The organism is Pseudomonas juntendi (genome assembly GCF_009932375.1).
Lineage (GTDB): Bacteria > Pseudomonadota > Gammaproteobacteria > Pseudomonadales > Pseudomonadaceae > Aquipseudomonas > Aquipseudomonas juntendi.
The window spans coordinates 79,184-104,447 of sequence record NZ_BLJG01000044.1; the positions used below are offsets into that span (position 1 = coordinate 79,184).

Consider the following 25,264-nt stretch of genomic DNA (forward strand, 5'->3'; position numbering starts at 1 on the left):
CAATCACCGATCGCGCATCGCAGCGGGAATGGATGCGATCCGGCGCAGGTAGGCGTCTTCCGCCTTGGCGGCCTTGCTGGCGCACTCCTGGGCCTGCCTGCCCAGGGTGTGCAACAGGCTGATCTGCATGTTCAGCGTGATGCGCTGAAGCTCGATCGCGTGCAGCTCGGCCAGCAGGTTGACCGGCGTGCCGGTGCTCGCCATCAATTCCTGCCACAGGGCTACGCCCATGGCTGAGCGGTCGTGCTTGCGCCAGCGCAAAAACGCTGTGCCTGCGCCAGTGGTCTGCTGGGCCAGGTCGACGGGCAGCAGGTGGAAGGGATGCCCGACTACCTGTTGCAGCACCTGCCGCTGCGCCAAGCCAATCAGCTCGTCGCGCATGGCGAAGCACTGGCTGGCCCAGGCCTCAAGATCCCCCTTACCCTTAAAAGGCTTTAAAAGGCCTTTTAGAGAGGCAGCGTGTTCCAGCTTCATGAAGGCTGCCTGTTGCAGGCCCTGGAAGTAGCGGGGTTCGCGGTTCGGATCGCTCATGCCTGCTCGCCCTCGACCTCGCCGGCGCTGATTTCGGGTGCTGCGTCAGTGGCGGGCTCGTCGGTGGCGGCCTCGTCGTTGGGGGCAGGCGCTGCAGCAGGACTCTCGACACGCTGTTGCAGGCCACGGCGCACGATGGGCGGCGCGAACTTCGAGCGGAGCGTGCCTTCCAGCACGTCCTGCGGCAGTTCGCCGAATTTCTCCAACGCCGCCCGTGCTGCGGCGTTCTTTGACACGAAGTCGTCGCGCGTACAGCCCGAATAGCGGTATTGCTGGGCCAACGAGAACAGGCTGCGCAGTGCATGGGCGCCCTCGTTGAGCCAGCGCTCCAAGGTGCTGCGGTCGATGAGCGCCGTGTGGTGGGCGAGGATCAGTTTGCGGGCGATGTCGTCGTAGTCGGCCAGCAGATAGACGGCGGCAAAGCCGAGCTGCGCATTGACGAACAGCGGCAACTTGACGGGCTGCACGTTGAGGTTCTCGCCCAGGCTGAGTGCCGGCGGCACGCTCGCCAGCGCCTGATCCACCTGCTCACGCAGCGATTGCAGCGTAGTCTTGGTCTGGTCGAGCTTGACTTCGATGCGCAGCATCCACCAGTCCGAGTACGGGTCGTCCTGCTCCGAACCGCGCCGCATCTTGTTCATTTGGGCGATGTAGCCGTTCAGGCCGACGATGCCCGGTCGCCCCTCGGCGGCGGCACGGCCATGCCAGATGCGCGAAGCGTGGTGCGTGTGAAGTGTCAGCGACATCGCGCTGCGCAGGGAGCCGAGATTCAGTTGCAGAGGTTCATTGGTTGCCATGGTGTCCGCTCGTTGTGGGAAAAGGAGCGGTCAGCTTCGGCAGGAAGCGGAAGGCAGTCAGTCAACAAACCGAAACCAGCCAGACCCCGGTTCAGCGCGTGGTGGCCGCCTGCGGCGCGAGCTATCCCCAGGGGATAACTCCATGCAGGGCCAGCGAACGCTGCGCGTCGGGATCAGGGCGGACAACACCGATGCTGCGGCAGATGTTCGAGGGGAGGCCTGCGACTGCACGGCATCCGCCCCAACGGTGGAACTATCCCCAGGGGATAGCTCTACTGGCATCCATGGGCGTCCACTTCACCGCCTTGTCGGTCGGCTCACTTGCTGGCGAGCAGATCTCGCAGCCGCTCGATGTGCTGCCTGGCGACTTCTGGTGGCACCGGCTTACCCTGCGTTTGGGGTGGCGGTGCGGGTGGTGGCCGTTCGTTTGGCTGAGTGGGTGCCGGTGGCGGGTCTTTCTTGGTCCAGGCATTGAACTCGCCGTGGATGGCCCGCTGGATGATGCCGAACAGATACCCAGCGGGATTGCGGATGCCGTGGTTGCTACAACGCGCGGCCCATTCGTCCAGCACGTCCTGCCTCAGCGAGGGATCAACCTGCTGCAATGCCACCTTGGCACCCGCCTGCTGCTCCGCCTTCAGTTGCGCAAAGCGCTTGGGCCATTGCAGATCGCCCAGTGCGCGCGCCTGCGCAGTAGTACGTATTTCATTAATACAACTACTACGTACTGTACGGGCCTGCTTCGGATTCCGAAGAGAGACGTCTGGCGCGGGTTTCAGCCCTGCTTCGGAATCCGTAGTGGGTCGTTCGCCATTCCGAAGAAGGCTCGGAGCCCCTTCTTCGGAATCGTGAATGGCGTCCTCCTGTGGATAACTATCGCTGGCCGTGAGGTCCTGGTTGGCGAGACGTTCGGCCATCACCTGCAACCGTGACGGGAGGGTGCGTCCGGCCAGTAATGGGTCTTCACCGATTTCCTTGAGCGTGTTCAGGCCCACGATCTGCACGGCCTTGGCAGAATGGCCGAGCGCCTGGCTGACGAGTTGCAGGTAGTCCGGGTCGAGCTGCATGGCCTCGAACGGTGTCAGGGGTTCGTCGTGCAGCACGTACAGATTGCCAAGGATGCGACCGGTCTTGGGGTCACGCCGTCGCCGAACCAGGCTCAGCCAGCGGGTCAGGCGCATCAGTGTCAGCGCTCGTGCCACGGTTTCATGCGAGGCCTGGCCTGCGCAGGGCATGGACGCCAGCCAGGGCCGCAACTGCTCGTAGGTGGGAAATGCGGTCACGCCGTCGTCGTTGAGCATCAGCCGGAACACTTGCCAGGCGTTTCGTTCCAGCGGCGTCAGGCGGCGGTCGAGGAACAACTTGCGTGGCACCGTCTCGTGCCGGTTGCCACTGAAGAGGAAAGCATCGCCGGAGGTGGGCGTGGGCGACTGTGCAGGTGTAGACGCAGGTGCGCTGGGGGCGGGCTTGGGCACAAGGTCTTTCAGCGCAGCATCGAACAGCTCTGCGAGTGCGATGGGGCCTTGGCGTCGGACTCGTGGTACGGTGTCGTCCACAGCCATGACTCAAGCCAATCCCTGATCGACCCAGCTCTTGATCGAGGCCCAGACCACCGACAGAGGCAGCGACATGCCTTCGGCCAAGTCCATGGCGGCATCAAGGATGGAGGTTTCGTCTTCGAGATCGACCGTTCTGCTGTTGGTCACGGCCTTCCATTGCCGCCACAGCTCCGTGTCCTGCTCCTCGTCCAGCACGGGGTGTCGGCCCTTGCGCTTGGGCAGACCGAGGATTTCACGGCGAAGCGCTACTTCCTGATGCGTCAAGCCATAGAACTTGCTGACCATCTCCGTGCTCGCGCCCAGCCTGAGCATGCGATCGACTGTGGCGATTTCCTTCTCCACGTCCTGCGCCTGCTGGAGCAGCCGCCGCAGCACTTCGCGGTTGACCGTCACTGAGCACCAGGAGACGTTGGCGTTGGCCAGCACGCTGATCAGCGCGGGATGCTTGAGGGCGTCCAACTCTGCCTCGCCAAACCCCATCAGTTTGCAGCGGCGCAGTTGCCCATTGCGCAGGTCATAGAGGGCCTGGGCGATGACAGCCTGGTTGAGTGGGTGTGCTGTGGACATGCTGGCCTCCCTCGCTTAGGTTCCAGAGTCCGCAGTGCCGGCTTCGAGATCGAGCAGGCGGCGGGCCAGTCGCAGCAGGCGGAACAGCTTGACCAGCGCGGTGTCGCTCAATCGCCCGGTTGCGTCGCCCTGGCCGTGCAGCAGCGCCGGCAGGTCGATGATGACTTGCCCGTTGTCCAGACCGACGTCGGCGGGCTGCTGACCGGCCAGGCAAGCCAACAGCGTATGGACGGCACGGCCCAGCGGCGCTGGGTTTGTGGTGCGAGCACGGCAGGCGAAGCCGATGCCGTCTGGGCGGTCATCGATGCACTCGCCCAGGTCTGCCTCGACCGCAATCTCGCGGGCAAACTGCGCGACGTGGATGCGCAGGTGCTCGGGTGTGTCCAGGCCGGGGGCGATGTACCAGACATCCGAGATCGGATAGAGCCCGCCAGCCTGCACCGGGATGGACTGCAAGACGTTCGCCGAGAAATCGTGCGGCAGTGCATCGCCCAACTGGTCGGCGACCATGCGCTGGATGGACTCAAGCCGCTCGGTTGTCGGCGCCGGCGAGACAATGTGCTCCTGAAGCAGGTCGTCATATACCGCCGAACTGACTGCGCCCGAATGACTGGCATCCGCGTCGCTCTCGCCCGTCGAGGGAGTTGCCGTCGGCATCGTGGTGGGTGGCGCGGTATTGACAGGCGGGCGCGCGATGGCCTCTGGCTCTGGCAAGGCAGGCGGCGTCGGGGGCGACGTCGGCTCGCTGACCAAGGCACGCTGGCGGCTCTCGGATTCGGTCATGTCCAGAGCGAGCACGTCGTAATCAACACCCAGCAATTCGGTCATCTGGCCGATCAGCTCGTCCTGTATGCGCTGCGCAGAGAACTCGTCGGCCTGGACATCGAATTGCGACAGCACTTCCTGAAAGAATTCGTCGAAGCCCTGAACCAGTGAGCGGCCTTTGGCGTAATGCTCCCAGGTGCGCTCGCAGGCCTTGCGCATGACCGACAACCGCTCGACCTGGTGACGCCCCAGGCCGGCGTAGAGCACGGTCGGGATTGCGGGCAGCAGGTAGCGTACCGCGTCGGCCATGCGGCTGATGTGCGACTGCTGCACGGGGTATCCGTCGGCGGCCAGGCGGCGGGCCAGCTCGGATTGGCTCAGGGTGGGGCCGCTTTCCAGTTCGTAGAACTCGCGCGCTTTCTCGACGCCCAAAGCGCGCTCGATGAAGGTGAGGCCACCGCGCAGTTCGTTTTCCGCAAGATGCCCGGTGAGCGCGACGATCTCGCCACGCTCGGGCCATGGGCGGAACAGGCATGAGACCCGAAAAAAACGTTCGTCCCTGGTCTCCGACCAGAGTTCGCGCAGGATTGCCAGTCGCGTGTTGCCGCCATTGCGGATGATGTAGTGATCGTCGCCGGGCCGCCGGGTGATGGCCGGAGCCGCGTCCAGGCCACGCTCGCGGATGGATGCCTTGATTTCCTCGTACACCGGATTGCGCTTCTTGCGCGGGTCGTGGTCGTAGGGGCGCAACTGGTCGAGCGTCACGATCATGGGCGTGTCGGCGATCGGGTCGCTCAAGGTCGTTGCTGACGGGCCGCTGCGCTCGAACCCGGACGCGAGCAGTTTGCCGGCCATCTGCTGGGAGGTGATCTCAGTCATGGCCGCCCCCCTGCGCTAGGGATCGGGTCTCGCGCTCGGCGCGACGGATCTGCGCACGGGCGTTGAGGGCTGCCCGGTGATCGCTGGCCGTCGAGCTGGTGTAGATCGCGGCGCAGCCTGCCTTGGTGAACTTGAGGTGACCGCCCGCCGTGCGCTTGACGTGCCAGCCTTCGCCGACGGCGAACTCGATCAGGGCGCGCAGCCGGCTGTGGCCTCGGGCCAGTTCATGTGCGTTGGCCATGGGGCCTCCTGGTATCAAGAGGCTGTGGCGGACGGCCGGACACTGCGGCAAATCGATCCTGCCACTGCGGGAGCAATTCGCCAGCAAGATCGCGCATGGTGGCGAGCGCGGCGGGAGCGACTCTGCCCACTGGCTGGCGGTACTCGACCCGATGCACCGGTAGGCCGCGCGTCGCGGCACGCGGATAAGCCTCAATGGCCGGCACGTCGGTGGCCAACACGCCGATGTCGGTATGGTCTTGAAACAGATCGCGCAGCGCCTGCTGGATCAGCCGGGCGTTGGCGGACACCGGATGGACGCGGTTGATGAGCAGGTGCAGCGGCGGCGGCTCGATGCCCAGCTGCCGGTACGGCGCAATGTCCGCGAGCAACTGCATGGTGCCGCGCCGCAGCTCGCGGGCGGCGAGGATTTCTGGGGTCACTGGCGACAGCGCGAGGTCGGAGGCCAGCACCGCCATCTCCAGCAGTACCGAGCGCGCGCCCTGGGTGTCGATCAGCACCAGGTCGTAGAGGGGTTTGAGCGCCGGAAGCAGATGCCGCAGCCGCAGGCGCCCGTCTGGCGCGTGCAGCAGCAAGGTGTTCAGTTCGCCTCGGTGGTCGTTGGAGAGCACCAAGTCCAGGCCCGTGATGATCGTGCGGGACACAAGCTGGTCGAGGTCGCGCTCGTTGAAGGCCAGCAATTCATAGATACCGCCCGGCGCGCGGTGAGCCAGCTCGTAGTAGGAGGACAAGGTGGGCTGCACATCGAGATCGAGCAGCAGCACGCGCAGCCCGGCGTCCGCAGCGAGACCACCCAGGTTCGCAGCCGTGGTGGTCTTGCCGACCCCACCTTTGGTTGAAATGATGGATACGACCTGCATGGCGTTCTCCGTGTCAAGATGAAAAGACTTCGGGAGAACGGGTCAGGCCCGGTTGTTGACGCGCTCGTCGATCCACTGATCGATTTCGATGGAGTCCCAGCCTACGGCGCGCACACCCAGACGCAGCGCCTGCGGGAACTGGCGTTTCTTCATCAGGTTGTAGATGTGGGCGCGCTTGAAACCGGATTTCGCTTCGACTTCTTCCAGGCGCAGGATGCGGCGCTCGTTTGGCTGCAGTACAGATGTTTGCGACATGGCAGTCACTCCTGAACGCTCAGTGGCGTTTGTTGGCGTGACCTCTATTCAATAGACACGGCTGCGAAAAGACATTGCAAATGCAATCTCCGCGACTGCACATACAAGCTGGCAAATCTCAGAGGGAAGTGCTACGCAGCCGGCGCCTGGCGGTGGCGAACTTGCCGTTCAATGTCCGCTCCGCGATGCCCATGGCACCGCTGTGATGGGCGACCAGCGCGCTGACCACGGCCTCCTGCGTCTTGAAGCTGGAGTACGGCGTGCCCGATGGCGACTGGCCGAGCATCAGCTCCAACAGGCCGCCAACGATGTTCAGGTAGGTGGCCTCGGCTCGATCACTGATCGGACACTGCGCGCATGCCGGAATCACCGTGGGCTGCTTGAGCAGCGCGTCATGCTTGTCCTGCAACTCGCGAAGCTGACGTTTGGTCTGTTCCAGGACGGATTTCAAAGCCTGGCGTTCGACCAGCATGGCTTGCCCTGTTTCCAGAGAGATGAAGGGATGGGTGATGCGCTCGCCGCGGGAGAAGAGAAAGCCGGGCCGCTGCTCGGGGTAGTGCTGGCGCATCCAGCACTTCAGATCGACATGGCGTACCGTCAGATCAGGCGATTCGATCAACGCGGTGTCGCGCGTCGTGATGCCGTGCTGCCCGAAGGGCAGTTCCCCGTTGAGGATGCCGTCATAGATGCGGTCGGTGTACAGCCGCAGTTCGCCCAAACGTGGGCAGTCCAGCGACTGCGGCAGATTCATAGGCGACGAGACCGAAGCCAGGATCACCTGCTCGTATCGCAGCAGTCCGGCCCAGCGGATGGATGCTTCGAGCGGGCGGTAGAACACCTTTGATGTTGGTGCATCATTTTTGTTCTCGTGCATGCTCCGTCTCCTTCCAGGAGAAGAACTACAGGGCCGACTGCTTTTGCAGCCGTCCTCATGGTCGGCCTGTTGTCCGCGCAAGACGCGAGTGATGACACCCGCTTTTGATTACTTCTGATCAGTTCGCGCAACGAGTAGGCGTTGTGTGCTCGATGTGCAAAAATCCATCGAGCACAAGAAAATCGAGCGTCCGTCGCGGCTCGACAGTGACGCTTGCGCTATCAGGATCGTGAGAAGTTGCGGCTCCCGCAAAACCGTATCGGTATGGTCTGATACGCCAGCGGTTTCAAAAAGCGGCGAGCGGTCGGAATCTATTGCTCGGGGCTTGGGATTGGCAACGGAAATCTGCTGGCGTCATATCCGATCTGGATACTGATATAGCGAGATAGCATCACAGAGAAGTCGCCCATGGTGACTGCCAGGCGCAGATTCGACGCGAAACGCTACCTGCTACTGAACATTGCGAGTTGGCCGCGCAGAAGACGGAGGGTTGGTCATGCGAAGCGATCAACCTTTGTTCCCTGCTTTGACCTTGACCGGACGGTGCTGCCGTCCGGCCTCAGCTCAACGGGCGACTAGATCTTCGGGCGTATCAACCAACATTGCCGTTTTTACCAGGCGCTCTACAGTCTGCCTGGCCAGCACCGGAGACGCCTCCGATTGCTCTGCAAGCTCATCGGTTTCTATGGCATGTGCGGCGACCAGTCGAGCTGCAAGATGCAGGTTGGTCGGATCGACTGCCTCGATGACTGGACACTTGCCCAGGGCATCGTATGGCCGCAGCAGTGCGTGATAGATGTGCCAAGTGTCGATGCCGCGCGGCACCAGCTTCAGGACAGCCTGAATCAGCTTGCGTTTGATGGGGTCGAGTTGCCAGTCCGGGACGCGCTGCCCACGGTGACCCAGATGGATCGACAGGAGATTGCCGGCCTGAATCTCGTAAGTGATCCAGCGGCGGGACTTGCCAACCAGCTTGGCGTAATCGGCGACTGATAGGTTGTGAGGCGCCTCGAACATCTCCAGCAATTGCAAGCGCTCGCGCTGCACCTCTGACAGCGTGGGTCGCGCGTACTCGGGCAGATGCACCGCCGAAAGTCGATAGACGGAAGCTGGAACCGCTGGCGCATCCGGTGCAGGCGCAACGATCAACTGAGGGGCGTTTGGATTCAGGGCGGGCGGCTGCGCTGCCGCCTGTCCGGCAATCGTGGGCAGGCCCTGCAGCGTGATGGTCAGGTGTGTGCTGGCAACTTCGACCTGATTCTGCTCGAACAAGTCCAGACGGTCGGCCCAGTCCTGCATCATGACGCGGCGCTGCTCGACGTACTCGGCGTGGTTGTAGGTCGCGCTGATCCGATCCGGATCGGCATGCGAAAGTTGGGCGTCTACCCACTTGGGCGGATAGCCCAATTCATTGAGCGCGGTCGAGATTGTGGCGCGAACGCCGTGCCCAGTGAGCTGGTCTTCATATCCCATACGCTTGAGCGCGCCATTGAGCGTGTTCTCGCTGAGAGGGTTTTTCAGGCACCAATCACCGGGGATGAGATAGACCTGCGCTGGCTTCAGATTTCCCAGCAGATGACGAACGACTTCTTGTGCCTGCAACGACAGTGGCACGATGTATGGCGGGATGTCGGCGAAGCGCTGGCGCTTCTTCTTGGTGAGTTGCTTGCGTTGCTTGAGCCTGACAACCGGGATAATCCACAGACCGCGTTCTAGATCGAACTGATCGGGCGTGGCGTAGCGCAATTCACCGGTGCGCACGCCCGTGAGCAGCAGCAGACGTAGACCCAGTTGCGTATTCAGGCGACCGCTGTACTTGCGCAACGTCTGCAGCATGGCCGGCAGCTCGGGCATGCGCAAAAAGGGGTTGTTCTCGACCGGCGGCAGCGGCATCGCCACCACATCCAAATCCTTGGCCGGGTTGTCGCCCATGTTGGGCACCACCACCGAGGCGTAGGTGAATAGCTGGCTGAACCAGGTGCGCAGTTTCTCGGCGACCGACAGCGAGCCACGCTTTTCCACTCTGCCGATGATGTCCAGCAGATGGGCGCGGGTGACGTCATAGATGGTCAGGTGGCGCAATACGGGAAACACATCCTTGGCGAAGACGCGCCCGATCTGTTTGGGCGTGCTCTGGCGGCCCTCATTTTCCAGAGAGAGGCTGCGGTGGGCCAGCCATTTGTCGTAGATGGCCTGGAAGGTGTGCTCGCCCGCCAGGACGATGGCGTGGCGCTTGCGCTTGCGCTCCGAATGCGGGTTGATGCCCTTGGCCAGCATTGCCCGGGCCTCGTCGCGCAGATTACGAGCGTCTTTCAGGGAAAGCGCGGGATAGCCGCCGAAGGACATGCGCTCGCGCTTGCCGCCCCAAGTGAAGCGGAAGTGCCAGGCCTTGAAGCCGGTGGCGGAGATGTGGAAGTAGAGACCGTCGAAATCGACAAGCGAGTACGCCTTGCCGGTCACCTTGGCCTGTCGAACCTGGAGGTCTGAAAGCATGAGCCCAACTCCTGCGAAGCGAGTTGGATGCCATGTTCCCGACGGAACCCCGGCTCCTCCAGCAACAATACGGTTTTGGGAACCTCCGCATTGCCAATGTACCGCTCAACGTACCAGTTAGAACCGGCTGGGAGTGGATTTCGCTGGATGTCAGTGGATCGAGGTTGGGTGGAAATCCTCAATCCTGACAATGACTTACGGCGTTCTATGGACTCCGGTGGAAGTCCCTGGAAAGTCGAAGTGGAGCGGGTAGAGGGAATCGAACCCTCAACTAAAGCTTGGGAAGCTTTCGTTTTACCACTAAACTATACCCGCCTTACGCCGCACTTTTTACCAGAACCCTGCGGGAAATAGAAGCCCACGTTATAAAAAAAGCGTGTCGGCGCCCCATGCCGGCGGGTATCCGCACCAAGGCGCCGAGTTGCTCAGATAGCCAGTGCATGCTGCCCCTGTTGCAGCGGCTGGTAACGTTGCCGGGCTTCACGCAGGGTTGGCTTGAGGAAGCCCAGCATGGCATTGCGGGTGTCCTCGCAGGCGGCCTTGGTCTCCATGTCCAGAAAGTGTCCTGCACCGCGGATAACCCCAAACTGGCTGCGCCCCACGTGTTTGCCGAACTGCCGTGCATCTGCGGCCGTGGTGTACTCGTCGCGTTCACCATTGATGAACAACACCGGAATATCGATAGCGCGCGCGCCCTCCAGTGCCTGTGCCAGGTCATGTTGCAGCACCTGGTTGATGTGGAAGTGCATCTGCGCGTATTCGTGGCTGTCCAGGCTGCTGACGTGCCGGTAGTTGAACCGCTTGAACAGCGACGGCAGGTACTTGCCGATGGTGTCGTTGATCAGGTTGCCGACTTGATAGCGGTCGCAGGCGGCCAGGTACTGGCAACCGCGCGCCAGGTAGTCGCGCATTGGTTCATTGATCACCGGCGAGAACGAACTCACCACGGCCTTCTTCACACACCGCGGCTGGTGCGCCAGTGCCAGTAGCGTGCTGGCACCGCCCCACGAGAACGACATCACGTGGTCGGCCTGGAAGTGATCGATCAGTTCAAGGAGGATATGCGCCTCGGTCTCCTTGCTGATCAGCCGTTCGTGGCGGTTGTGCGGTTTGGATTTGCCCGCGTAGGGCTGGTCGAACAGGACGACATTGAACTGCGGGTGCAGGTTGCGCACCGTCTGGGCGAACGAGGCTGTGGTGGCCAGCGAGCCGTTGATCAGGATGATCGTATTCTCAGCCGCATCCGCGCGATAGAACTCCGTGTAAACCCGATACTGACCTTGAATATCAAGTACAGCGATTTCTGGCCTCATGTCATCGACTCCTGGCGCAAAAAGGGTATTCGCGTCACCTGGTGGCTTGTCGCGGCAACGGGTCGTTCACTTTTGGCGGCGGCTTGGCCGAACACTCAAGCCACTGGCTCAAAGAGAGCGCATTCCCGAAACAGGACATCAGGGTGCACGTTCTTTATGACAGGTAGGCATTCGCCTGAAGAGTAACCGGGGCCCTGTGTCGATCCTTGGCACTTGCGTCGACGGTGTTGTTGTATGGCGGGCAATCTGCCGTGCCCCAAGGCATCTAGGCCCTGGGTGGCCGACAAAAAGTGTCTGGGTCTACGATCGTGACTTAGCGGTCACATGCAGACTGACGATTGGGATTCAAGCAGGGGGGCGGGGATCCTGCAAGTGCCGTTCGGGCTTAATTGTGACGTTTGGCGCTGAGCGGTCGTATGGCGCGCGCTCAGCGGTAGGTTGCGCGAGTTCGCGGGCGGGCTAGACGGTGCCTATTTCTTCCGGCGTGAGTTGCCGAAAGGCGCCGGGCGCCAACCCCGGGTCGAGCCGGATCGCCCCCATGCTCTCCCGGTGCAGCCCCACGACCTTGTTGTCGAAAAACCCGAACATGCGTTTGACCTGGTGATAGCGCCCTTCGACAATCGCCAGCCGCGCCTGGCGCGGCCCTAGAATGTCCAGCTGGGCGGGCTGGGTGGTGAGGTTCTCAAAGGCGAAGTAGAAGCCTTCACGGAACTTGGCCACATAGTGCTCGGCAATCTCGTCCTCGGTTTCCACCAGGTACTGCTTGGGCAGCTTGGTCGCTGGCTGGGTCAGGCGGCGCGACCACTGGCCATCGTTGGTCAGGATCATCAGGCCGGTGGTGTTGAAGTCCAGGCGCCCGGCGATGTGCAGGTCTGCACGCAGCGCCGCCGGCAACAGCTCGAGCACAGTGGGGTGCTGTGGGTCGTGGGTTGCGCTCACGCAGCCGGCCGGCTTGTGCAGCATCAGGTAGCGCGCCGGGCGGCCAGCCTGCAGCAACTGCTCGTCCAGTTGCACCCGGCTGAACTCCCGCACCTCGGCCAGCGGGTCGCTGATGACCTGGCCATCCAGGCGCACACGGCGCTGGGCCAGCATCAGCCGGGCCTGCTGGCGGTTACAGTGGGGCAGGTTGGCAAGGAAACGATCGAGGCGCATGGCTTGGCGTCAGCTGGAAGGGCGTGATTGGAGTTGGTCTTCAACGGCGGCGCAGCGCGGGCACAGGCAGGCTTTGTCCCGCAGCGCGGCGGGCAGTGCCTGGAGCACGCTCGGGTCGATGGTGACACCGTAGCACCAGCAGGCCTGGGTGGCGCGGCGTGGGTCGGCCAGGCTGCAGTGGTTGAGCGCGCCGCAAGCGGGGCAGTGTTGCTGATCAGTCATGGGGTTTCGCTACAGACACGGTTGCGGCCAGCCTGTTTGGCACGATAAAGGGCACGGTCGGCGCGGGTCAGCAGGGTGTGCAGGGTATCCCCCGGTCGCAGGCTGCTCAGGCCGATGCTGGTGGTCAGGCGCAGTGGCTGGTCGTCGTAGCTGAAGGTCAGCTGTTCGGTGCGCTGGCGGATCTTTTCCGCCACCTCGATGACGTGCCGACCCTCGGCTTCACGCAGCAGCACGATGAATTCCTCGCCACCCCAGCGGCACAGTATATCCGACTGGCGCAGGCTGCTTTGCAGCACATTGGCGAACTGGCGCAGCACTTCGTCGCCTGCCAGGTGGCCATGGGTATCGTTCAACGCCTTGAAGTGGTCCAGGTCGAACAGCAATGCCACCAGCGGGCCATTGTCGCGCTGGGCTTCGCGCAGGGCCTGGGCAGCCAGCAGGTCGAAGCTGCGCCGGTTGAGCAGGCCGGTGAGGCTGTCGAGCGTCGCCAAGGCCTCTGTGCTGGCCTGATGGCGGCGGACCATGGCGTGTACCAGTGCCAGTACCACCAGGGTGATCATGGTGCAGATCGCCAGGTTCAGGTACAGCGAGTGACGAATGCGATCGAGCGCGCCGGTTTCCCGTTTGTCCACCAGCAGGTACCAGTCCAGCTCAGGCAACTGGCGCACGTTGAGGAAGTGGCTGTGCTGGTCGCTGTCACGGTACTCGTGGCTGCCTTCGCTGGGTACCCGCCGTTCGGCCAGCAGGTTTTGCAGCTCGGGGTTGGCACTGAGCTGCTGGCCCACCTGTAGGCCATGCGGGCCGCCTGCCGAGCCGGTCAGCAGCACCTTGCCCTTGGCGTCGGTGAATAGCACCGCGCGCTGGTAGCGTTGTTGGTAGCGGTCGATCAGCTTGACCACCGACGATACGCTCAGGCCGACACCGGCGGCGCCGATGAAGCGTTGCTGATAGTCATGCACCTGATAGTTGATGAATACGGTCAGGCTGTCATGGTTGGCCATGTCGAAGTCGACGTTGATCTCATAAGGTGCCTTGAGGTCACGCAGGCGGAAGTACCAGGCGTCGCGCCAGGCACCAGGGTCGACATGCTTGAGCACCCCCTTGGCCTGGTAGTAGGTCAGGGTGCGGTCGGACACGAAAAATGAGGTGAAGGTGTCCTGCTTGCCCATGACCTCGCCCAGGTAGCGGGTCATGCGGGCGGTGTCCTGCTCGCCGGACAGCACCCAGTCGCGCAGGAAGGTGTCCTGGGCCATCATCGAGGCGATCAGTACCGGGCGAATCAGGTCTTTCTGGATTTCCGAGTAGACCGTGTCGGAGGTCAGCGGCAATTCGGTGTTGATGATGCCGTCACGGATAGCGCTGCGCGAAGCGAAGTAACTGAGCAGCGAGGTGGCGAGAAAGCCGCAGGCCAGCAGCAACAGGAGGGTGAAGATCAGCGAACGCTGCGAAAACAGGGTGGAACGTAAAGGCATGATCTTCCCATGATGTGTGCCGAGCCGCCCATTCTAGTGAGGTGGCCCTGAAATGACTGCAAGTTTTTCGGTGCCCGAGCAGCTGTATCAAATTATTGCAGGAATGGCACTGCACCTTGTTACCGGTGTCTTATTCAATGTCGATGAACACATTTCGCATCGACGCCCGACAGCGCCGCTGTGCGGGCACTCCAGCGGTCCAGGAGGCCGCCATGTCCTATCGAATCCTGTTGATCGCCCTGCTGGGGTCGATGACTTCCGCCTGCGCGCCTTACTACGAGAGTGGCAGCTACTACCGCTCCGACTATTACACCAGCGACCGCTATGCAGCGCCCGGGTACTATCGTTATGACCGTTACTACGTGGCGCCACAGCCACGCTACTACTACCAGCCGGCACCACGCTACTACTACCAGCCCGCCCCGCGTTACCGCTATCAGCCCGCACCCAACTACCGGCCGCAGCCACGCCCGCCGGTGACCCAGTGGCACGGTAACCCGCGCCATGACTATGGCAACCGCCAGCGTGATGACTACCGGGGTGACCGGGACCGGCACGACTACCGCGATGGCAGCCAGCGCTACCCGCGGGGCGGCTGGCAATCCAATGGGCCAGGCAATGGCGGTGGGCCAGGTGATGGGCCGCGCGGGCAGGGGCAATGGCAGCGCTAGGCAGCCACTGCACTAACCCAGGTCCGCCAGCGGGTGACTGCCCTCCCACACCTTGGCGAAGTGCGCCTCAACCACCGCTGCGGGCACCTGCGCCACATCCGGCCAGTGCCAGCGCGGCTGGTTGTCCTTGTCCAGCAGGCGGGCGCGTACGCCTTCACTGAACTCCGGGTGGCGGCAGCAGTTCAGGCTCATGCAGTACTCCATCTGCAACACTTGCGCCAGTGACAGGTGTCGCGCCCGGCGAATCTGCTCCCAAACCAGATGGGCGGTCAGCGGGCAGCCTTGCTGCAGCCGTTGGCCGGCGTCGGCCAGCAATGGGTCGTCATGGTGCTTCAGGTTTTCCAGCGCGCGCCATGCGGCAGCCGCATCGGCAACATCGAGCAACGCGTCGATCACTGCCCGGCGCGGCAACCATTGAGCGGCCGGTAATTCGGCACACACGCGGTGCTGTTCGGCCTTGAGCAGGCTGTTGAGCTGCAAAGCGGTGTGTTCCTGCCAGTTCAGTTGCAGCAGCTCATCGACCAGGGTTTCTTGCTGGTGCTCACCCAGGAAGCGGTCGGCCAAACCCAGGTCCAGGGCATCGCGGGCGTTGAGCGGGGCGCCGGTCAGGCCAAGGAACAGCCCCAGTTTGCCTGGCAGCCGGGCCAGGAACCAGCTGGCACCCACGTCCGGGTACAAGCCGATGCTGACCTCTGGCATGGCCAAACGGCTGCTGGGTGTGACAATGCGCACGTTGGCGCCTTGCAGCAACCCCATGCCGCCGCCCAGAACATGGCCATGCCCCCAGCACAGCAACGGTTTGGGGTAGGTGTGCAGGCTGTAGTCCAGGCGGTATTCGGCGGCGAAGAAGGTGGCGGCCAGCGGTGGCACGCTGCCAGGTTGATCGCGGCAAGCCTGGGCCAGCGCGCGCACATCACCCCCCGCGCAGAATGCCTTGGCGCCGCTGCCACGCAACAGCACGCAGACCACCCCGGGGTCGCGCGCCCACGCCTGCAGCTGGTCGCCCAGTGCCTCGATCATCGGCAGGGTCAGGGCATTGAGCGCCATGGGCGCATCGAGGGTGGCGACGCCCATGCGGGCGCCATCGGCGCCGGTAAGCACCTCGCAATGAATGGTCATGGACTACCTCGCGCAAGTCATGGCCCAAGTATGGCTTGCCTGGCCAATCATGCCGGTCGTCGGTCGGATCGTTTGACAAGCGGGTAGGGCTTACCTAGTGTCGCGCCATTGTTTATGGAAGGCCCCATGACTGACGACGACCGTATCAAACTCGAACCCAGCTGGAAGGCCGCGTTGCGCGGTGAGTTCGACCAGCCCTACATGCATCAGCTGCGCGAGTTCCTGCGTAGCGAGTACGCTGCCGGCAAGCAGGTCTACCCGCCAGGGCCGCTGATCTTCAACGCGCTCAACTCGACACCGCTGCAACAGGTGAAAGTGGTGATCCTCGGTCAGGACCCTTACCACGGGCCGGGCCAGGCGCACGGCTTGTGCTTCTCGGTGCAGCCCGGGGTGGCCACGCCGCCGTCGCTGGTCAATATCTACAAAGAGTTGCAGCGGGACCTGAACATCCCGATCGCCAGCCACGGCTACCTGCAAAGCTGGGCCGAGCAAGGCGTGCTGCTGCTCAACACCACCATGACGGTCGAGCGTGCGAATGCGGCCTCGCATGCCAAGAAAGGCTGGGAGCACTTCACCGACCGGATCATCCAGGTCGTCAGCGAGCAGTGCCCGCACGTGGTGTTCCTGCTGTGGGGCGCCCATGCGCAGAGCAAGCAGAAGCTGATCGATGGCACCAAGCACCTGGTGCTGAAGTCGGTGCACCCGTCACCGTTGTCGGCTTACCGCGGCTTTCTCGGCTGCGGGCACTTCAGCCGCACCAACAGCTTCCTCGAGCAGCGCGGGTTGGCGCCGATCAACTGGGCCTTGCCGCCGTTGTAGTCATGTGGACTGGCGCAGCGCCTGGCCAGCGGGTTCGCCGCTCGCCGGGCGCCGCGTTCATCGAGGCCTGGCGTTCCACGCGCGGAACAACGGCTCGGCCAGAAACAGCACCAGCAGCAGCCGCATCACCTGCAGTGCCGTCACCAGCGGCACCGACAGCTGCAGTGTCTCTGCGGTCAAGCTCATTTCGGCAATCCCGCCTGGCATCATGCCCAGTGTCAGCGAGCGCAAGTCCAGTGCCGTCAGGACGCTCAGTGCCCAGGCGGCCAGGGCGGCAATGGCCATGCACAATGCCGTGGCCAGCAGGGTGCGGGCGAGAAACGATGGGGCGCGGCGGAAGAATTCGCGGTTGAAGTGGCAGGCCAGGGCGCTGCCAATCAACCATTGGCCGATCTGGCTGGCGCCGTTGGGCAGGGCGATCTGCAGGTTGGTGGCCAGGCTCACCGAGGCCGCCACCAGCAGTGGCCCGAACAGCCATGGGTTGGGCTGGCGCAAGCGCTGCCACAGCAGGGCCACGGCGATGCCCAGCGGGGCAATCAGGGCCAACCAGCTCCAACTTACGCTGCCTGCGTGGTTGAGCGCGACGCCGTCGCCCAGCAGGTACTTGAATACTGCCGGTACGCACAACACCACAGCCAGCACCCGCAGGCTCTGCGCGGCCGCCACCTGGCTGAGCACCGCGCCGTTGCGCGCGCCAAGGTTGACCATCTCTCCCGAACCGCCGGGCATGCTGGCGAAGAACGCAGTGGCGCGGTCCTCGCCGCTGCGCCTGAGCAGCCACACGCTGATCACGCTGGTCACGGTAGTGAACACCGCGCTGAAGAAAATCAGGACGAAGTGGCTGGCGACTTGCTCGATCACCGCCGGGGTGAAGTGCAGGCCAATGCCGATGCCGATGACCCACTGCCCGCATCTGCGGCCATTGGGTATTTCCGGCAATTGCCAGGGCGTCAGGCAGCGCACCAGGATGATGGCCAGCAGCGAGCCGATCATCCACGGCAAAGGCCAGCCGACCTTGCTGGCGGCAAAACCCCCAGCAAGGCCGACCAGCCCGGTTGCAACGTACAGCGGCAGTGACCGGTCAGGCATCGGCCATGGCCCGACGCTGCTGCGCACGTTTGCGCCAGATGCGCAGCAGCGGCAGGGTCAGCATGCACAGGGTCAGCACCCATACCGACAGGCTGATGGGGCTTGACCAGAGGATGCCCAGTTCACCGTTGGAAATCGACAGCGCGCGGCGCAGGTTCTGTTCCATCAGGCCGCCGAGGATGAAGCCCAGCAGGATCGGCGACAGCGGGAAGTCCAGCTTGCGCAGGATGTAGCCCATGATACCGATGCCGACCATCAGGAACAGGTCGAAGGTGGTGGCGTGCACGGCGTACACGCCGATTGCGGTGATGATGGCGATCACCGGCACCAGCGCCCAGTTTGGTACGGCCAGGATGCGGGTGAAGATGCGGATCATCGGAATGTTGAGGATCACCAGCATGATGTTGGCGATGAACAGCGAGGCGATCAGGCCCCAGACGATGTCTGGCTGCTGCTCGAACAGCAGGGGGCCTGGGGTGATGTTGTACAGGGTCAGTGCACCGATCATCACCGCGGTGGTACCGGAGCCCGGTACGCCCAGCGTCAGCATGGGCACCAGGGCGCCACAGCAGGAAGCACCAATGGCGGTTTCGGGTGCCGCCAGGCCACGGGCGTCGCCCTTGCCGAACTTGCCGCTGGTGCCGGCGAGGCGTTTTTCGGTCATGTAGGCCACGGCGCTGGCCAGCGTAGCGCCAGCGCCCGGCAGCACGCCCATGATGAAACCGAGCAGGCCGCAGCGGATATTCACCACGAACACCGAAGCCGCTTCCTTGAAGTTGAACAGCATGCGCCCGGTGGCCTTGACCGCCTGGTGGCCATGGTGGGTCTTTTCCAGCAGCAGGAGGATTTCGCTGATCGAGAACAGGCCCAGTACCAACACCACGAACTGGATGCCATCGGCCAGGTGCACGCTGTCGCCGGTGAAGCGGTAGACGCCGCTGTTGGCGTCGATACCGACCGCCGACAGGAACAGCCCGATCAATGCGGCAATGAAGGTTTTCAGCGGTTTGTCACCGGCCATGCCGCCCAGGCAGACGATGGCGAACACCATCAGCACGAAGTACTCGGCCGGGCCGAAGGCAATCGCCCATTTGGCCAGCAGGGGGGCGAACAGCACCATGCCGCAGGTGGCGATGAGCGCACCGATGAACGAACTCCAGGCCGACAGCGACAGGGCAACGCCAGCCAGGCCCTGGCGGGCCATCGGGTAACCGTCGAGGGTGGTCATCACGGTCGAAGCCTCGCCCGGGATGTTCAGCAGAATCGAGCTGATACGCCCGCCGTATTCGCAGCCCAGGTACACCGCTGCCAGCAGGATCAGCGCCGATTCTGGCGGCAGGCCGAGGGCGAAGGCAATCGGGATCAGCAGCGCCACGCCGTTGATCGGGCCCAGGCCCGGCAGCAGGCCGACCACGGTGCCGATCAAGGTGCCGGACAGGGCGGTGACCAGGTTATAGGGGGACAGGGCAACGCCGAAGCCCTGGCCCAGATAGCTCAAGGTATCCATGTGTCAGTTCTCCAGTACGCTCAGCAGGCCAAGGGGCAGTGGCACGTCCATCACGCGGTCGAACAGCCAGTAGAGGAACAGGCTCATGCCCACCACCACGATGGCGCTGTGCAGCCAGCGGCCGCCGTACAGGCGCGCCATGGGCAGGCCTACCAGGATGGCACTGAGAATGAAGCCCAGGGGTTCGAAGGTGGCGGCGAAAACCAGCAGCAGGCCGACACACGCGGCGATCTTGATCAAGGTTGCGCGGTCCAGTTCTGGTTCGTCGTCCTTGCGCACGATCGGGGTCGGGCGGATAGCCAGGTACAGCAGGCCCAGGCCCATCAGGCCGAGCATCAGCAGTGGGTAGGCACGCGGGCCCACCGGCTCGTAGGAAAACGCCGCCTGGTAGGGCCAGGCCATTACGGCAAGCACGGCGCACACCGCCAGCAAGACCAGGGCGAAGATGCGTTGCAGGATCATGAAAAAATCCTCGTTGGGATCGCTTGTAGGAGCGGCCTTGCGTCGCGATCGGGCCGCGAAGCGCCCGCAAAGCCTGCCACTGCGATCTGTCTGCAGCATCGCAAGGCATTTCCAGGGGCCGCTTAGCGGCCGATCGCGACGCAAGGCCGCTCCTACACAGGGAGGGTGGTGGATCCGGCAGGCTTACTGGATCAGGCCAAATTCCTTGGCCAGCGTCTTGTAGTCAGCCACTTGCTTCTTCACATAGCCGTCCAGTTCTTCGCCGGTCATGGCGAACGGGAACAGCTCGCGCTGGTCACGCAGTTTGGCGAAGTCTTCCGAAGCCAGCATCTTGTCGAACGACTGCTTCCACCAGGCGTAATCCTCGTCGCTGACCTTTGGCCCCAGGTAGAAACCGCGCACCACCGGCCAGACGATGTCATAACCCTGCTCCTTGGCAGTCGGGATGTCTTTCATCTCCGGCTCGTCCAGGCGGTTTTCCGAGAACACCGCGAGGATGCGCATGTTGCCGCTCTGAATGTGCGGCATGGAGTCTGAAATGTCGGTCGAGCCCACCTGGATGTGGCCGCCCAGCAGGGCCGTGGCAATTTCGCCGCCGCCTTCCAGGGCCACGTAGCGCAGGTCGCGCGGGTTGATCCCGGCGGCCTTGGCGATCAGGGCGGTCTGCATCCAGTCCTGGCTGCCGACGGTGCCGCCAGAGCCGATCACCACTTTGCTCGGGTCTTTTTTCAGTGCTGCGACCAGGTCGTCGAGGGTCTTGTAGGGCGAGTCGCTCTTCACCGCGATGGCGCCGTAGCTGGTGCCGACTGCGGCCAGCCATTTCACGGCGTTTTCGTCGAAGCGGCCGAACTTGCCCTGGGCCAGGTTCAGCAACGAACCGCTGGACCAGGCCACCAGTGTGCCGGCGTCAGCCGGGCGTTGGGCGACCACGGCGTTGTACGCCACCGCGCCGACACCGCCGGGCATGTAGGTGACGCGCATGGGCTTGCTGAGGATCTTTTCCTGCACCAGGGCGCTTTGCACCAGCTTGCAGGTCAGGTCGAAACCGCCGCCCGGCGAGGCGGGGGCGATACATTCGGGGCGTTTCGGTTCGGCAGCGAGGGCGTTGCCGGCCAACAGCAGGCAGCCGGTAGCGAGGACGAGGCGGCGCAGTGAAAAGGTCATCGTCGATCTCCGTGAATGTTGTTGTTATCGGGTTAGGCTAGCGGCTTACCACAGCGCCACGCTGTAGCTCACCAGCAGCCGCACTTCGTCGGCATCGCGGGCGAGGTTGGAGCGGAATGTGGCGTTGCGCAAACGCACGGCCACGTTCTTCAACGGGCCGCTTTGTACGACGTACTTCATTTCGGTGTCGCGTTCCCACTCTTTGCCTTCGCCACCGGCGGCGCGACTGACATTATCGCCGCTGATGTAGCGGGTCATGAAGGTCAGGCCGGGCACGCCCAGGGCGGCGAAGTTGTAGTCGTAGCGCGCCTGCCAGGAGCGCTCGTCCTTGCCTGCGAAGTCGTTGATCTGCACGAAGTTGACCAGGTAGGGGTCGGCGCCATCCACATAAGGGAACGCGCTGTCGCCCGACAATTGCTGCCACGCGCCACTGACCTTGTGCCCACCCAGGGCGTAGCTGAGCATGCCGTTGAACGTGGTGTTGTCGATGTTGCCGGCCTTGGCGGCACCGGCGTCGTCGCTGATGGCCAGGCGCAGGTCGGCACCGAGGGTGCCTGGGCCCCACGGCTGGGTGGCGACCATGCCGATGAAGTGCTGGCGGTAGATATCGTCGAGCTGGGCGAAGTGATAGCTGCCGGTGATACGGTCGGTGAACTGGTAGTCGAGCCCACCCAGGGCCAGGTGATCGGCGCTGAACGAACCACCGAAGCGGCCATTTTTGTTGTTCAGGGCCAGATCTTCCCAATTGGTGTCGTTACGGTCCTTGGCTTTGTCCAGGCGCCCGCCAGTGAACGTCAGGCCCTTTATTTCCTTCGAGGTGAGCAGGCCGCCTTCGAAGGTTTGCGGCAGGATGCGGCCGTCGTTCGGTTGCAGGGTCGGCAGCTCGGGGATCAGCGTGCCGATCTTCAGTTCGGTCTGGGAGACCTTGACCTTGCCGGTCAGGCCCAGCTTGGAATACTCGTCGGCAGCCTTGCCGTCATCGTGGGTCGGCAGCAGGCCGGTATCGGTGCGGTCCGGGCTGGAGTCGAGCTTGATACCGAGCATGCCCAGCGCGTCCACGCCGAAGCCTACGGTGCCATCGGTGTAGCCGGACTCGAAGTTGAGCATGAAGCCCTGGGCCCATTCATCGCGCTTGGATTGTTGCGCGCTGGTGCCGTCGCGGAAATCGCGGTTGAAGTACATGTTGCGGGTTTCGAAGGTGGCCGTGCTGTCTTCGAAGAAGGCGGCCTGGCTCAGCGGGGCGACACCGGCGAGCGCCAGGGCGCTGGCGAGGGTGCTGGGGCGTGAGGCAAAGGAACGGGTAGGCGCAAACGCCTGCGGCTGTGCTGACAGCATCGTCGGTGACTCCGTTTATTGTTCTTATTCGTTGCACCTTGCTGGTGCTTTTTTCGGTGCGAGGCGCGACCGTAGGGCGATGCTAGGCAACGAACCTTTCGCTAACCTTTCAACCTGAAAGGTTGCCACAAGGGGCTTCACAGGCCCGGCGACAGCGGTACACTCCGCGCCATTGCCCCAGCCGAGAGGGAGAAACCGATGCGTGTGCTGCTGGTCGAAGACCACCTGCAACTGGCCGAAAGCGTGGCCTTGGCCTTGAAAAGCCTGGGCCTGACCGTGGATGTGCTGCATGACGGCGTGGCCGCCGACCTGGCTCTGGCCAGCGAAGAATACGCAGTGGCCGTGCTGGATGTCGGCTTGCCGCGCATGGATGGCTTTGAAGTGCTGGCGCGTTTGCGTGGGCGCGGCAAGACCCTGCCGGTGTTGATGCTGACCGCCCGCAGCGACGTCAAGGACCGGGTCCACGGCCTGAACCTGGGGGCCGATGACTACCTGGCCAAGCCGTTCGAGCTGACCGAGCTGGAAGCCCGGGTCAAAGCCCTGCTGCGGCGCAGCGTGCTCGGTGGGGAGCGCCAGCAGCGCTGCGGGCCGTTGGTGTACGACCTCGATACCCGGCGTTTTGCCCTTGGCGACGACAACCTGACCCTGACCTCCCGTGAGCAGAGTGTGCTGGAGGCGCTGATCGCCCGCCCGGGCCGGGTGATGAGCAAGGAGCAGCTGGCCGCCCAGGTCTTCGGCCTGGACGAGGAGGCCAGCCCCGATGCCATCGAAATCTACATCCACCGCTTGCGCAAGAAGCTCGACGGCCAGCCGGTAGCCATCGTCACCTTCCGCGGCCTGGGCTACCTGCTAGAGCATCGCGATGCGTGACAATGGCAGCCTGCGCGGGCGCTTGATGGGCAACCTGGCGTTGCTGCTGGTGGTGCTGATGCTGGCCAGCGGCCTGAGCGCCTACTGGAATGGTCGCGAGGCTGCCGATACCGCCTACGACCGTACCCTGCTGGCCTCGGCACGGACCATCGCCGCGGGGCTGTCGCAGCGCGATGGCTCGCTGAGCGCCGACGTGCCTTACGTGGCGCTGGACACCTTCGCCTACGACAGCGCCGGGCGCATTTACTACACCGTGCTCGATATCCAGCAGCGGCTGATTTCCGGTTACGAGAACCTGCCGCCACCGCCGCCAGGCACACCCCGCACCGACGATTACCCGGCGCTGGCGCGGTTCTACAACGCCACCTACCTGGGCCAGGACGTGCGCGTGGTCAGTTTGCTCAAGGCGGTGAGCGAGCCGAACATGAATGGCATGGCGGAAATCCGGGTGGCCGAGACCGAGGAGGCGCGGGTGAGCATGGCCCGCGGCTTGATGGCCGATACCTTGCTGCGCCTGGGCATGCTGGCGCTGGCGGCGCTGGTGATGGTGTGGTTCGCCGTCAGTGCGGCGCTGCGGCCGCTGGAGCGCCTGCGCACAGCGGTGGAGGAGCGCCAGCCCGACGACCTGCGGGCGCTGCCGGTGGTGCAGGTGCAGCGTGAGTTGGGCCCATTGGTGCGTGCCTTGAACCATTTCACTGAACGCCTGCGTGGGCAGTTCGAGCGCCAGGCGCAGTTCATTGCCGATGCCGCGCACGAACTGCGCACGCCGCTGGCGGCCTTGAAGGCGCGCGTCGAGTTGGGCCTGCGCTCGCCAGAGCCGCAGGCGTGGCGGGAAACGTTGGAGTCTGCCGCCCAGGGCACCGACAGGTTGACCCACCTGGCCAACCAGTTGCTGTCATTGGCACGGGTGGAGAACGGCGCGCGGGCGATTGCCGAGGGCGGTGCGCAGCGCCTGGACTTGAGCCAACTGGCCCGGGAGCTGGGCATGGCCATGGCGCCCCTGGCGCACAAGCGCGGCGTTGCGCTGGCGCTGGAGGCCGAGGCGCCGGTCTGGCTGAAGGGCGAGCCGACGTTGCTCAACGAGCTGTTGAGCAACCTGGTGGACAATGCCCTGGCGCATACACCGCAGGGCGGCAATGTGATCATTCGCGTGCTGGCCCCGGCCGTGCTGGAAGTGGAAGACGACGGGCCGGGCATTCCCGAGGCTGAGCGCGAGCGGGTCTTCGAGCGGTTCTACCGGCGCAGTGCGCAGGGCAGCGGGTTGGGGCTGGCCATCGTGGGCGAGATCTGCCGGGCGCACCTGGCGCAGGTGAGCCTGCATGATGGCGCGAAGGGCGGGTTGCGGGTACGGGTGAGTTTTATCGCGGACTGACGCGGTGCCTGTGCTGGCCCACCGCCGGCCAGCGCAGGTTTGAGCGGGTCAGCGCAACATGCTCCGCGCCTCAAGCAGCTCTTCCACCTCAAGCTCGGTACCGAACGGCAAGCCCAGGTGGCGGTACGCCGGCAGCGCCGCCAACGGCCGCTGGCGCCCACGTTGGCTGATGCAACGCGCGATCTGCACGATGTCGATGTAGTCGACCTTGTCAGTCTGGCGGTCCAGGTCCTGAACCTGCGAGGGCAGGTTGACCAATTGCTCCGGAAACTCCCACGCCTTGAGAATCTTGTCACCCAGCGCCGGCTGGATCTGCTCGATCACATAATGCAGGCACACCGGGTCGGACAGCAGTTCGTTGTGCTCTTCGGCATAGATCAGCACGGGCAGCGCGCCAATCTGGTTGACCAGCCCACCCAGTGTTGCCTGCTCAGGTTTGAGCTGGGTGTAGCGGCGCGTGATTTCGTAACTGATGCCCGCCACTTCCAGGCTGTTGGCCCAGATTTCCCGCAATTTTTGTTCCACGGCCGACGAGCGGGCGTGGAAAATCTGCTCGATGACCAGGCCGATGGCGAGGTTGCAGCTGTAGTTGATGCCCAGCCGCGTGATGGCGGTGTGCAGGTCGGTCACTTCTACCGCCGCGCGCAGCAGTGGGCTGTTGACGACCTTGATCAGGCGCGCCGAAAGCGCCGCATCACGGCCGATCACCTTGCTCAGGGCCGCTACGCTGATCTCGCTGTCTTCTGCCGCCTCACGGATGCTCAAGGCAACTTCGGGCAGGGTCGGCAGGACCAGGTCATCCTTTTCGATGGCATCGAGCAACTGTGCTTGAACCATCTCGGCCAGCTTGTTCATGGGCGTGTCTACCGCAGTGGTG

At 63.7% G+C, this 25,264-nt stretch carries 25 protein-coding genes and 1 tRNA gene; 4 read left to right on the plus strand and 22 right to left on the minus strand.

Annotated features, from left to right (window positions below):
• Positions 1–3: 3 nt before the first annotated feature.
• The 15 genes from GYA94_RS06690 to GYA94_RS06760 form a co-directional block, all read right to left on the minus strand.
• Positions 4–531, minus strand: a complete 528-nt coding sequence (locus GYA94_RS06690) for a DUF3158 family protein (protein ID WP_008268255.1) — start codon at positions 529–531, stop codon at positions 4–6.
• A complete protein-coding gene (locus GYA94_RS06695; RefSeq protein WP_008267528.1) occupies positions 528–1,328 on the minus strand; it encodes a PFL_4669 family integrating conjugative element protein in 801 nt (266 codons plus the stop codon). Before GYA94_RS06695 ends, GYA94_RS06690 begins: the two co-directional genes overlap by 4 nt.
• 317 nt (positions 1,329–1,645) lie before the next feature.
• Positions 1,646–2,890 (minus strand): STY4528 family pathogenicity island replication protein, encoded by a 1,245-nt coding sequence (locus GYA94_RS06700; protein ID WP_033940508.1) that lies wholly within the window; start codon positions 2,888–2,890, stop codon positions 1,646–1,648.
• A gap of 3 nt (positions 2,891–2,893) precedes the next feature.
• Positions 2,894–3,454, minus strand: a complete 561-nt coding sequence (locus GYA94_RS06705; protein WP_008267477.1) for a DUF2857 domain-containing protein — start codon at positions 3,452–3,454, stop codon at positions 2,894–2,896.
• Between the two features lie 15 nt (positions 3,455–3,469).
• Positions 3,470–5,098, minus strand: a complete 1,629-nt coding sequence (locus GYA94_RS06710) for a ParB family protein (RefSeq protein WP_014603610.1) — start codon at positions 5,096–5,098, stop codon at positions 3,470–3,472.
• A complete protein-coding gene (locus GYA94_RS06715; RefSeq protein ID WP_008268494.1) occupies positions 5,091–5,339 on the minus strand; it encodes a hypothetical protein in 249 nt (82 codons plus the stop codon). Before GYA94_RS06715 ends, GYA94_RS06710 begins: the two co-directional genes overlap by 8 nt.
• Entirely contained in the window at positions 5,323–6,198 is an 876-nt protein-coding gene (locus GYA94_RS06720) for a ParA family protein (protein ID WP_008268124.1), read from the minus strand. Before GYA94_RS06720 ends, GYA94_RS06715 begins: the two co-directional genes overlap by 17 nt.
• 42 nt (positions 6,199–6,240) lie before the next feature.
• Complete coding sequence (locus GYA94_RS06725) at positions 6,241–6,453, minus strand: AlpA family transcriptional regulator (RefSeq protein ID WP_003158604.1); 213 nt, start codon at positions 6,451–6,453, stop codon at positions 6,241–6,243.
• Between the two features lie 118 nt (positions 6,454–6,571).
• Positions 6,572–7,327, minus strand: coding sequence for a hypothetical protein (locus tag GYA94_RS06730; protein ID WP_008265643.1), 756 nt, complete (start codon positions 7,325–7,327; stop codon positions 6,572–6,574).
• 564 nt (positions 7,328–7,891) lie between these two features.
• Positions 7,892–9,820, minus strand: coding sequence for a tyrosine-type recombinase/integrase (locus tag GYA94_RS06735; RefSeq protein ID WP_008264493.1), 1,929 nt, complete (start codon positions 9,818–9,820; stop codon positions 7,892–7,894).
• Positions 9,821–10,061: 241 nt separating this feature from the next.
• Positions 10,062–10,135, minus strand: a tRNA-Gly gene (locus GYA94_RS06740).
• Positions 10,136–10,245: 110 nt separating this feature from the next.
• The gene (locus GYA94_RS06745; RefSeq protein ID WP_161891993.1) at positions 10,246–11,133 is read right to left on the minus strand and encodes an alpha/beta fold hydrolase; all 888 of its coding nucleotides are present in this window, start codon (positions 11,131–11,133) and stop codon (positions 10,246–10,248) included.
• A 459-nt stretch (positions 11,134–11,592) separates the two neighbouring features.
• A complete protein-coding gene (locus GYA94_RS06750) occupies positions 11,593–12,285 on the minus strand; it encodes a pseudouridine synthase (RefSeq protein WP_009683071.1) in 693 nt (230 codons plus the stop codon).
• 9 nt (positions 12,286–12,294) lie between these two features.
• Positions 12,295–12,507 carry a cysteine-rich CWC family protein gene (locus tag GYA94_RS06755; RefSeq protein ID WP_009683070.1) on the minus strand — a complete coding sequence of 71 codons (213 nt, stop codon included), beginning with the start codon at positions 12,505–12,507 and terminating at the stop codon, positions 12,295–12,297.
• On the minus strand, positions 12,504–13,979 hold the full coding sequence (locus tag GYA94_RS06760; protein WP_161891994.1) for a sensor domain-containing diguanylate cyclase: 1,476 nt from the start codon (positions 13,977–13,979) through the stop codon (positions 12,504–12,506). Before GYA94_RS06760 ends, GYA94_RS06755 begins: the two co-directional genes overlap by 4 nt.
• Positions 13,980–14,191: 212 nt before the next feature.
• On the opposite strand from GYA94_RS06760, the gene GYA94_RS06765 reads away from it, so the two are divergent.
• A complete protein-coding gene (locus GYA94_RS06765) occupies positions 14,192–14,650 on the plus strand; it encodes a hypothetical protein (RefSeq protein WP_029886127.1) in 459 nt (152 codons plus the stop codon).
• A 12-nt stretch (positions 14,651–14,662) separates the two neighbouring features.
• On the opposite strand, the gene dspII is transcribed toward GYA94_RS06765, so the two are convergent.
• Positions 14,663–15,769, minus strand: coding sequence for an enoyl-CoA hydratase/isomerase DspII (gene dspII, locus GYA94_RS06770; RefSeq protein WP_161891995.1), 1,107 nt, complete (start codon positions 15,767–15,769; stop codon positions 14,663–14,665).
• Positions 15,770–15,895: 126 nt separating this feature from the next.
• Between dspII and ung the strand changes: the two genes are divergently transcribed.
• On the plus strand, positions 15,896–16,588 hold the full coding sequence (ung, locus tag GYA94_RS06775) for a uracil-DNA glycosylase (protein ID WP_161891996.1): 693 nt from the start codon (positions 15,896–15,898) through the stop codon (positions 16,586–16,588).
• 57 nt (positions 16,589–16,645) lie between these two features.
• Here the strand turns inward: ung and GYA94_RS06780 are convergent, their stop codons facing one another.
• From GYA94_RS06780 to GYA94_RS06800, 5 genes are all read right to left on the minus strand, one after another.
• A complete protein-coding gene (locus tag GYA94_RS06780; protein ID WP_110675759.1) occupies positions 16,646–17,677 on the minus strand; it encodes an AbrB family transcriptional regulator in 1,032 nt (343 codons plus the stop codon).
• Entirely contained in the window at positions 17,670–19,184 is a 1,515-nt protein-coding gene (locus tag GYA94_RS06785) for a tripartite tricarboxylate transporter permease (protein ID WP_009683064.1), read from the minus strand. Before GYA94_RS06785 ends, GYA94_RS06780 begins: the two co-directional genes overlap by 8 nt.
• Positions 19,185–19,187: 3 nt before the next feature.
• Entirely contained in the window at positions 19,188–19,646 is a 459-nt protein-coding gene (locus GYA94_RS06790; protein WP_054912179.1) for a tripartite tricarboxylate transporter TctB family protein, read from the minus strand.
• Positions 19,647–19,829: 183 nt separating this feature from the next.
• Positions 19,830–20,810 (minus strand): Bug family tripartite tricarboxylate transporter substrate binding protein, encoded by a 981-nt coding sequence (locus tag GYA94_RS06795; RefSeq protein ID WP_054912178.1) that lies wholly within the window; start codon positions 20,808–20,810, stop codon positions 19,830–19,832.
• A 45-nt stretch (positions 20,811–20,855) separates the two neighbouring features.
• Positions 20,856–22,145, minus strand: a complete 1,290-nt coding sequence (locus tag GYA94_RS06800; RefSeq protein ID WP_009684775.1) for an OprD family porin — start codon at positions 22,143–22,145, stop codon at positions 20,856–20,858.
• A gap of 198 nt (positions 22,146–22,343) precedes the next feature.
• On the opposite strand from GYA94_RS06800, the gene GYA94_RS06805 reads away from it, so the two are divergent.
• The gene (locus GYA94_RS06805) at positions 22,344–23,015 is read left to right on the plus strand and encodes a response regulator (RefSeq protein WP_009684774.1); all 672 of its coding nucleotides are present in this window, start codon (positions 22,344–22,346) and stop codon (positions 23,013–23,015) included.
• Complete coding sequence (locus tag GYA94_RS06810; protein ID WP_009684773.1) at positions 23,008–24,387, plus strand: sensor histidine kinase; 1,380 nt, start codon at positions 23,008–23,010, stop codon at positions 24,385–24,387. The genes GYA94_RS06805 and GYA94_RS06810 overlap by 8 nt, the downstream gene beginning before the upstream one ends.
• A 48-nt stretch (positions 24,388–24,435) precedes the next feature.
• Here the strand turns inward: GYA94_RS06810 and GYA94_RS06815 are convergent, their stop codons facing one another.
• The gene (locus tag GYA94_RS06815) at positions 24,436–25,242 is read right to left on the minus strand and encodes an HDOD domain-containing protein (protein WP_009684772.1); all 807 of its coding nucleotides are present in this window, start codon (positions 25,240–25,242) and stop codon (positions 24,436–24,438) included.
• Between the last annotated feature and the right edge of the window lie 22 nt (positions 25,243–25,264).

What these genes read in the sequence shown, in the direction of transcription:
- GYA94_RS06750 (WP_009683071.1), bottom strand. Translation starts at nt 12,285, where the DNA reads ATGCGCCTCGATCGTTTCCTTGCCAACCTGCCCCACTGTAACCGCCAG.
- GYA94_RS06745 (WP_161891993.1), bottom strand. Translation starts at nt 11,133, where the DNA reads ATGAGGCCAGAAATCGCTGTACTTGATATTCAAGGTCAGTATCGGGTT.
- GYA94_RS06725 (WP_003158604.1), bottom strand. Translation starts at nt 6,453, where the DNA reads ATGTCGCAAACATCTGTACTGCAGCCAAACGAGCGCCGCATCCTGCGC.
- GYA94_RS06695 (WP_008267528.1), bottom strand. Translation starts at nt 1,328, where the DNA reads ATGGCAACCAATGAACCTCTGCAACTGAATCTCGGCTCCCTGCGCAGC.
- dspII (WP_161891995.1), bottom strand. Translation starts at nt 15,769, where the DNA reads ATGACCATTCATTGCGAGGTGCTTACCGGCGCCGATGGCGCCCGCATG.
- GYA94_RS06720 (WP_008268124.1), bottom strand. Translation starts at nt 6,198, where the DNA reads ATGCAGGTCGTATCCATCATTTCAACCAAAGGTGGGGTCGGCAAGACC.
- ung (WP_161891996.1), top strand. Translation starts at nt 15,896, where the DNA reads ATGACTGACGACGACCGTATCAAACTCGAACCCAGCTGGAAGGCCGCG.
- GYA94_RS06795 (WP_054912178.1), bottom strand. Translation starts at nt 20,810, where the DNA reads ATGACCTTTTCACTGCGCCGCCTCGTCCTCGCTACCGGCTGCCTGCTG.
- GYA94_RS06700 (WP_033940508.1), bottom strand. Translation starts at nt 2,890, where the DNA reads ATGGCTGTGGACGACACCGTACCACGAGTCCGACGCCAAGGCCCCATC.
- GYA94_RS06810 (WP_009684773.1), top strand. Translation starts at nt 23,008, where the DNA reads ATGCGTGACAATGGCAGCCTGCGCGGGCGCTTGATGGGCAACCTGGCG.
- GYA94_RS06800 (WP_009684775.1), bottom strand. Translation starts at nt 22,145, where the DNA reads ATGCTGTCAGCACAGCCGCAGGCGTTTGCGCCTACCCGTTCCTTTGCC.
- GYA94_RS06690 (WP_008268255.1), bottom strand. Translation starts at nt 531, where the DNA reads ATGAGCGATCCGAACCGCGAACCCCGCTACTTCCAGGGCCTGCAACAG.
- GYA94_RS06765 (WP_029886127.1), top strand. Translation starts at nt 14,192, where the DNA reads ATGTCCTATCGAATCCTGTTGATCGCCCTGCTGGGGTCGATGACTTCC.
- GYA94_RS06710 (WP_014603610.1), bottom strand. Translation starts at nt 5,098, where the DNA reads ATGACTGAGATCACCTCCCAGCAGATGGCCGGCAAACTGCTCGCGTCC.
- GYA94_RS06755 (WP_009683070.1), bottom strand. Translation starts at nt 12,507, where the DNA reads ATGACTGATCAGCAACACTGCCCCGCTTGCGGCGCGCTCAACCACTGC.
- GYA94_RS06730 (WP_008265643.1), bottom strand. Translation starts at nt 7,327, where the DNA reads ATGCACGAGAACAAAAATGATGCACCAACATCAAAGGTGTTCTACCGC.
- GYA94_RS06805 (WP_009684774.1), top strand. Translation starts at nt 22,344, where the DNA reads ATGCGTGTGCTGCTGGTCGAAGACCACCTGCAACTGGCCGAAAGCGTG.
- GYA94_RS06785 (WP_009683064.1), bottom strand. Translation starts at nt 19,184, where the DNA reads ATGGATACCTTGAGCTATCTGGGCCAGGGCTTCGGCGTTGCCCTGTCC.
- GYA94_RS06790 (WP_054912179.1), bottom strand. Translation starts at nt 19,646, where the DNA reads ATGATCCTGCAACGCATCTTCGCCCTGGTCTTGCTGGCGGTGTGCGCC.
- GYA94_RS06815 (WP_009684772.1), bottom strand. Translation starts at nt 25,242, where the DNA reads ATGAACAAGCTGGCCGAGATGGTTCAAGCACAGTTGCTCGATGCCATC.
- GYA94_RS06760 (WP_161891994.1), bottom strand. Translation starts at nt 13,979, where the DNA reads ATGCCTTTACGTTCCACCCTGTTTTCGCAGCGTTCGCTGATCTTCACC.
- GYA94_RS06705 (WP_008267477.1), bottom strand. Translation starts at nt 3,454, where the DNA reads ATGTCCACAGCACACCCACTCAACCAGGCTGTCATCGCCCAGGCCCTC.
- GYA94_RS06780 (WP_110675759.1), bottom strand. Translation starts at nt 17,677, where the DNA reads ATGCCTGACCGGTCACTGCCGCTGTACGTTGCAACCGGGCTGGTCGGC.
- GYA94_RS06735 (WP_008264493.1), bottom strand. Translation starts at nt 9,820, where the DNA reads ATGCTTTCAGACCTCCAGGTTCGACAGGCCAAGGTGACCGGCAAGGCG.
- GYA94_RS06715 (WP_008268494.1), bottom strand. Translation starts at nt 5,339, where the DNA reads ATGGCCAACGCACATGAACTGGCCCGAGGCCACAGCCGGCTGCGCGCC.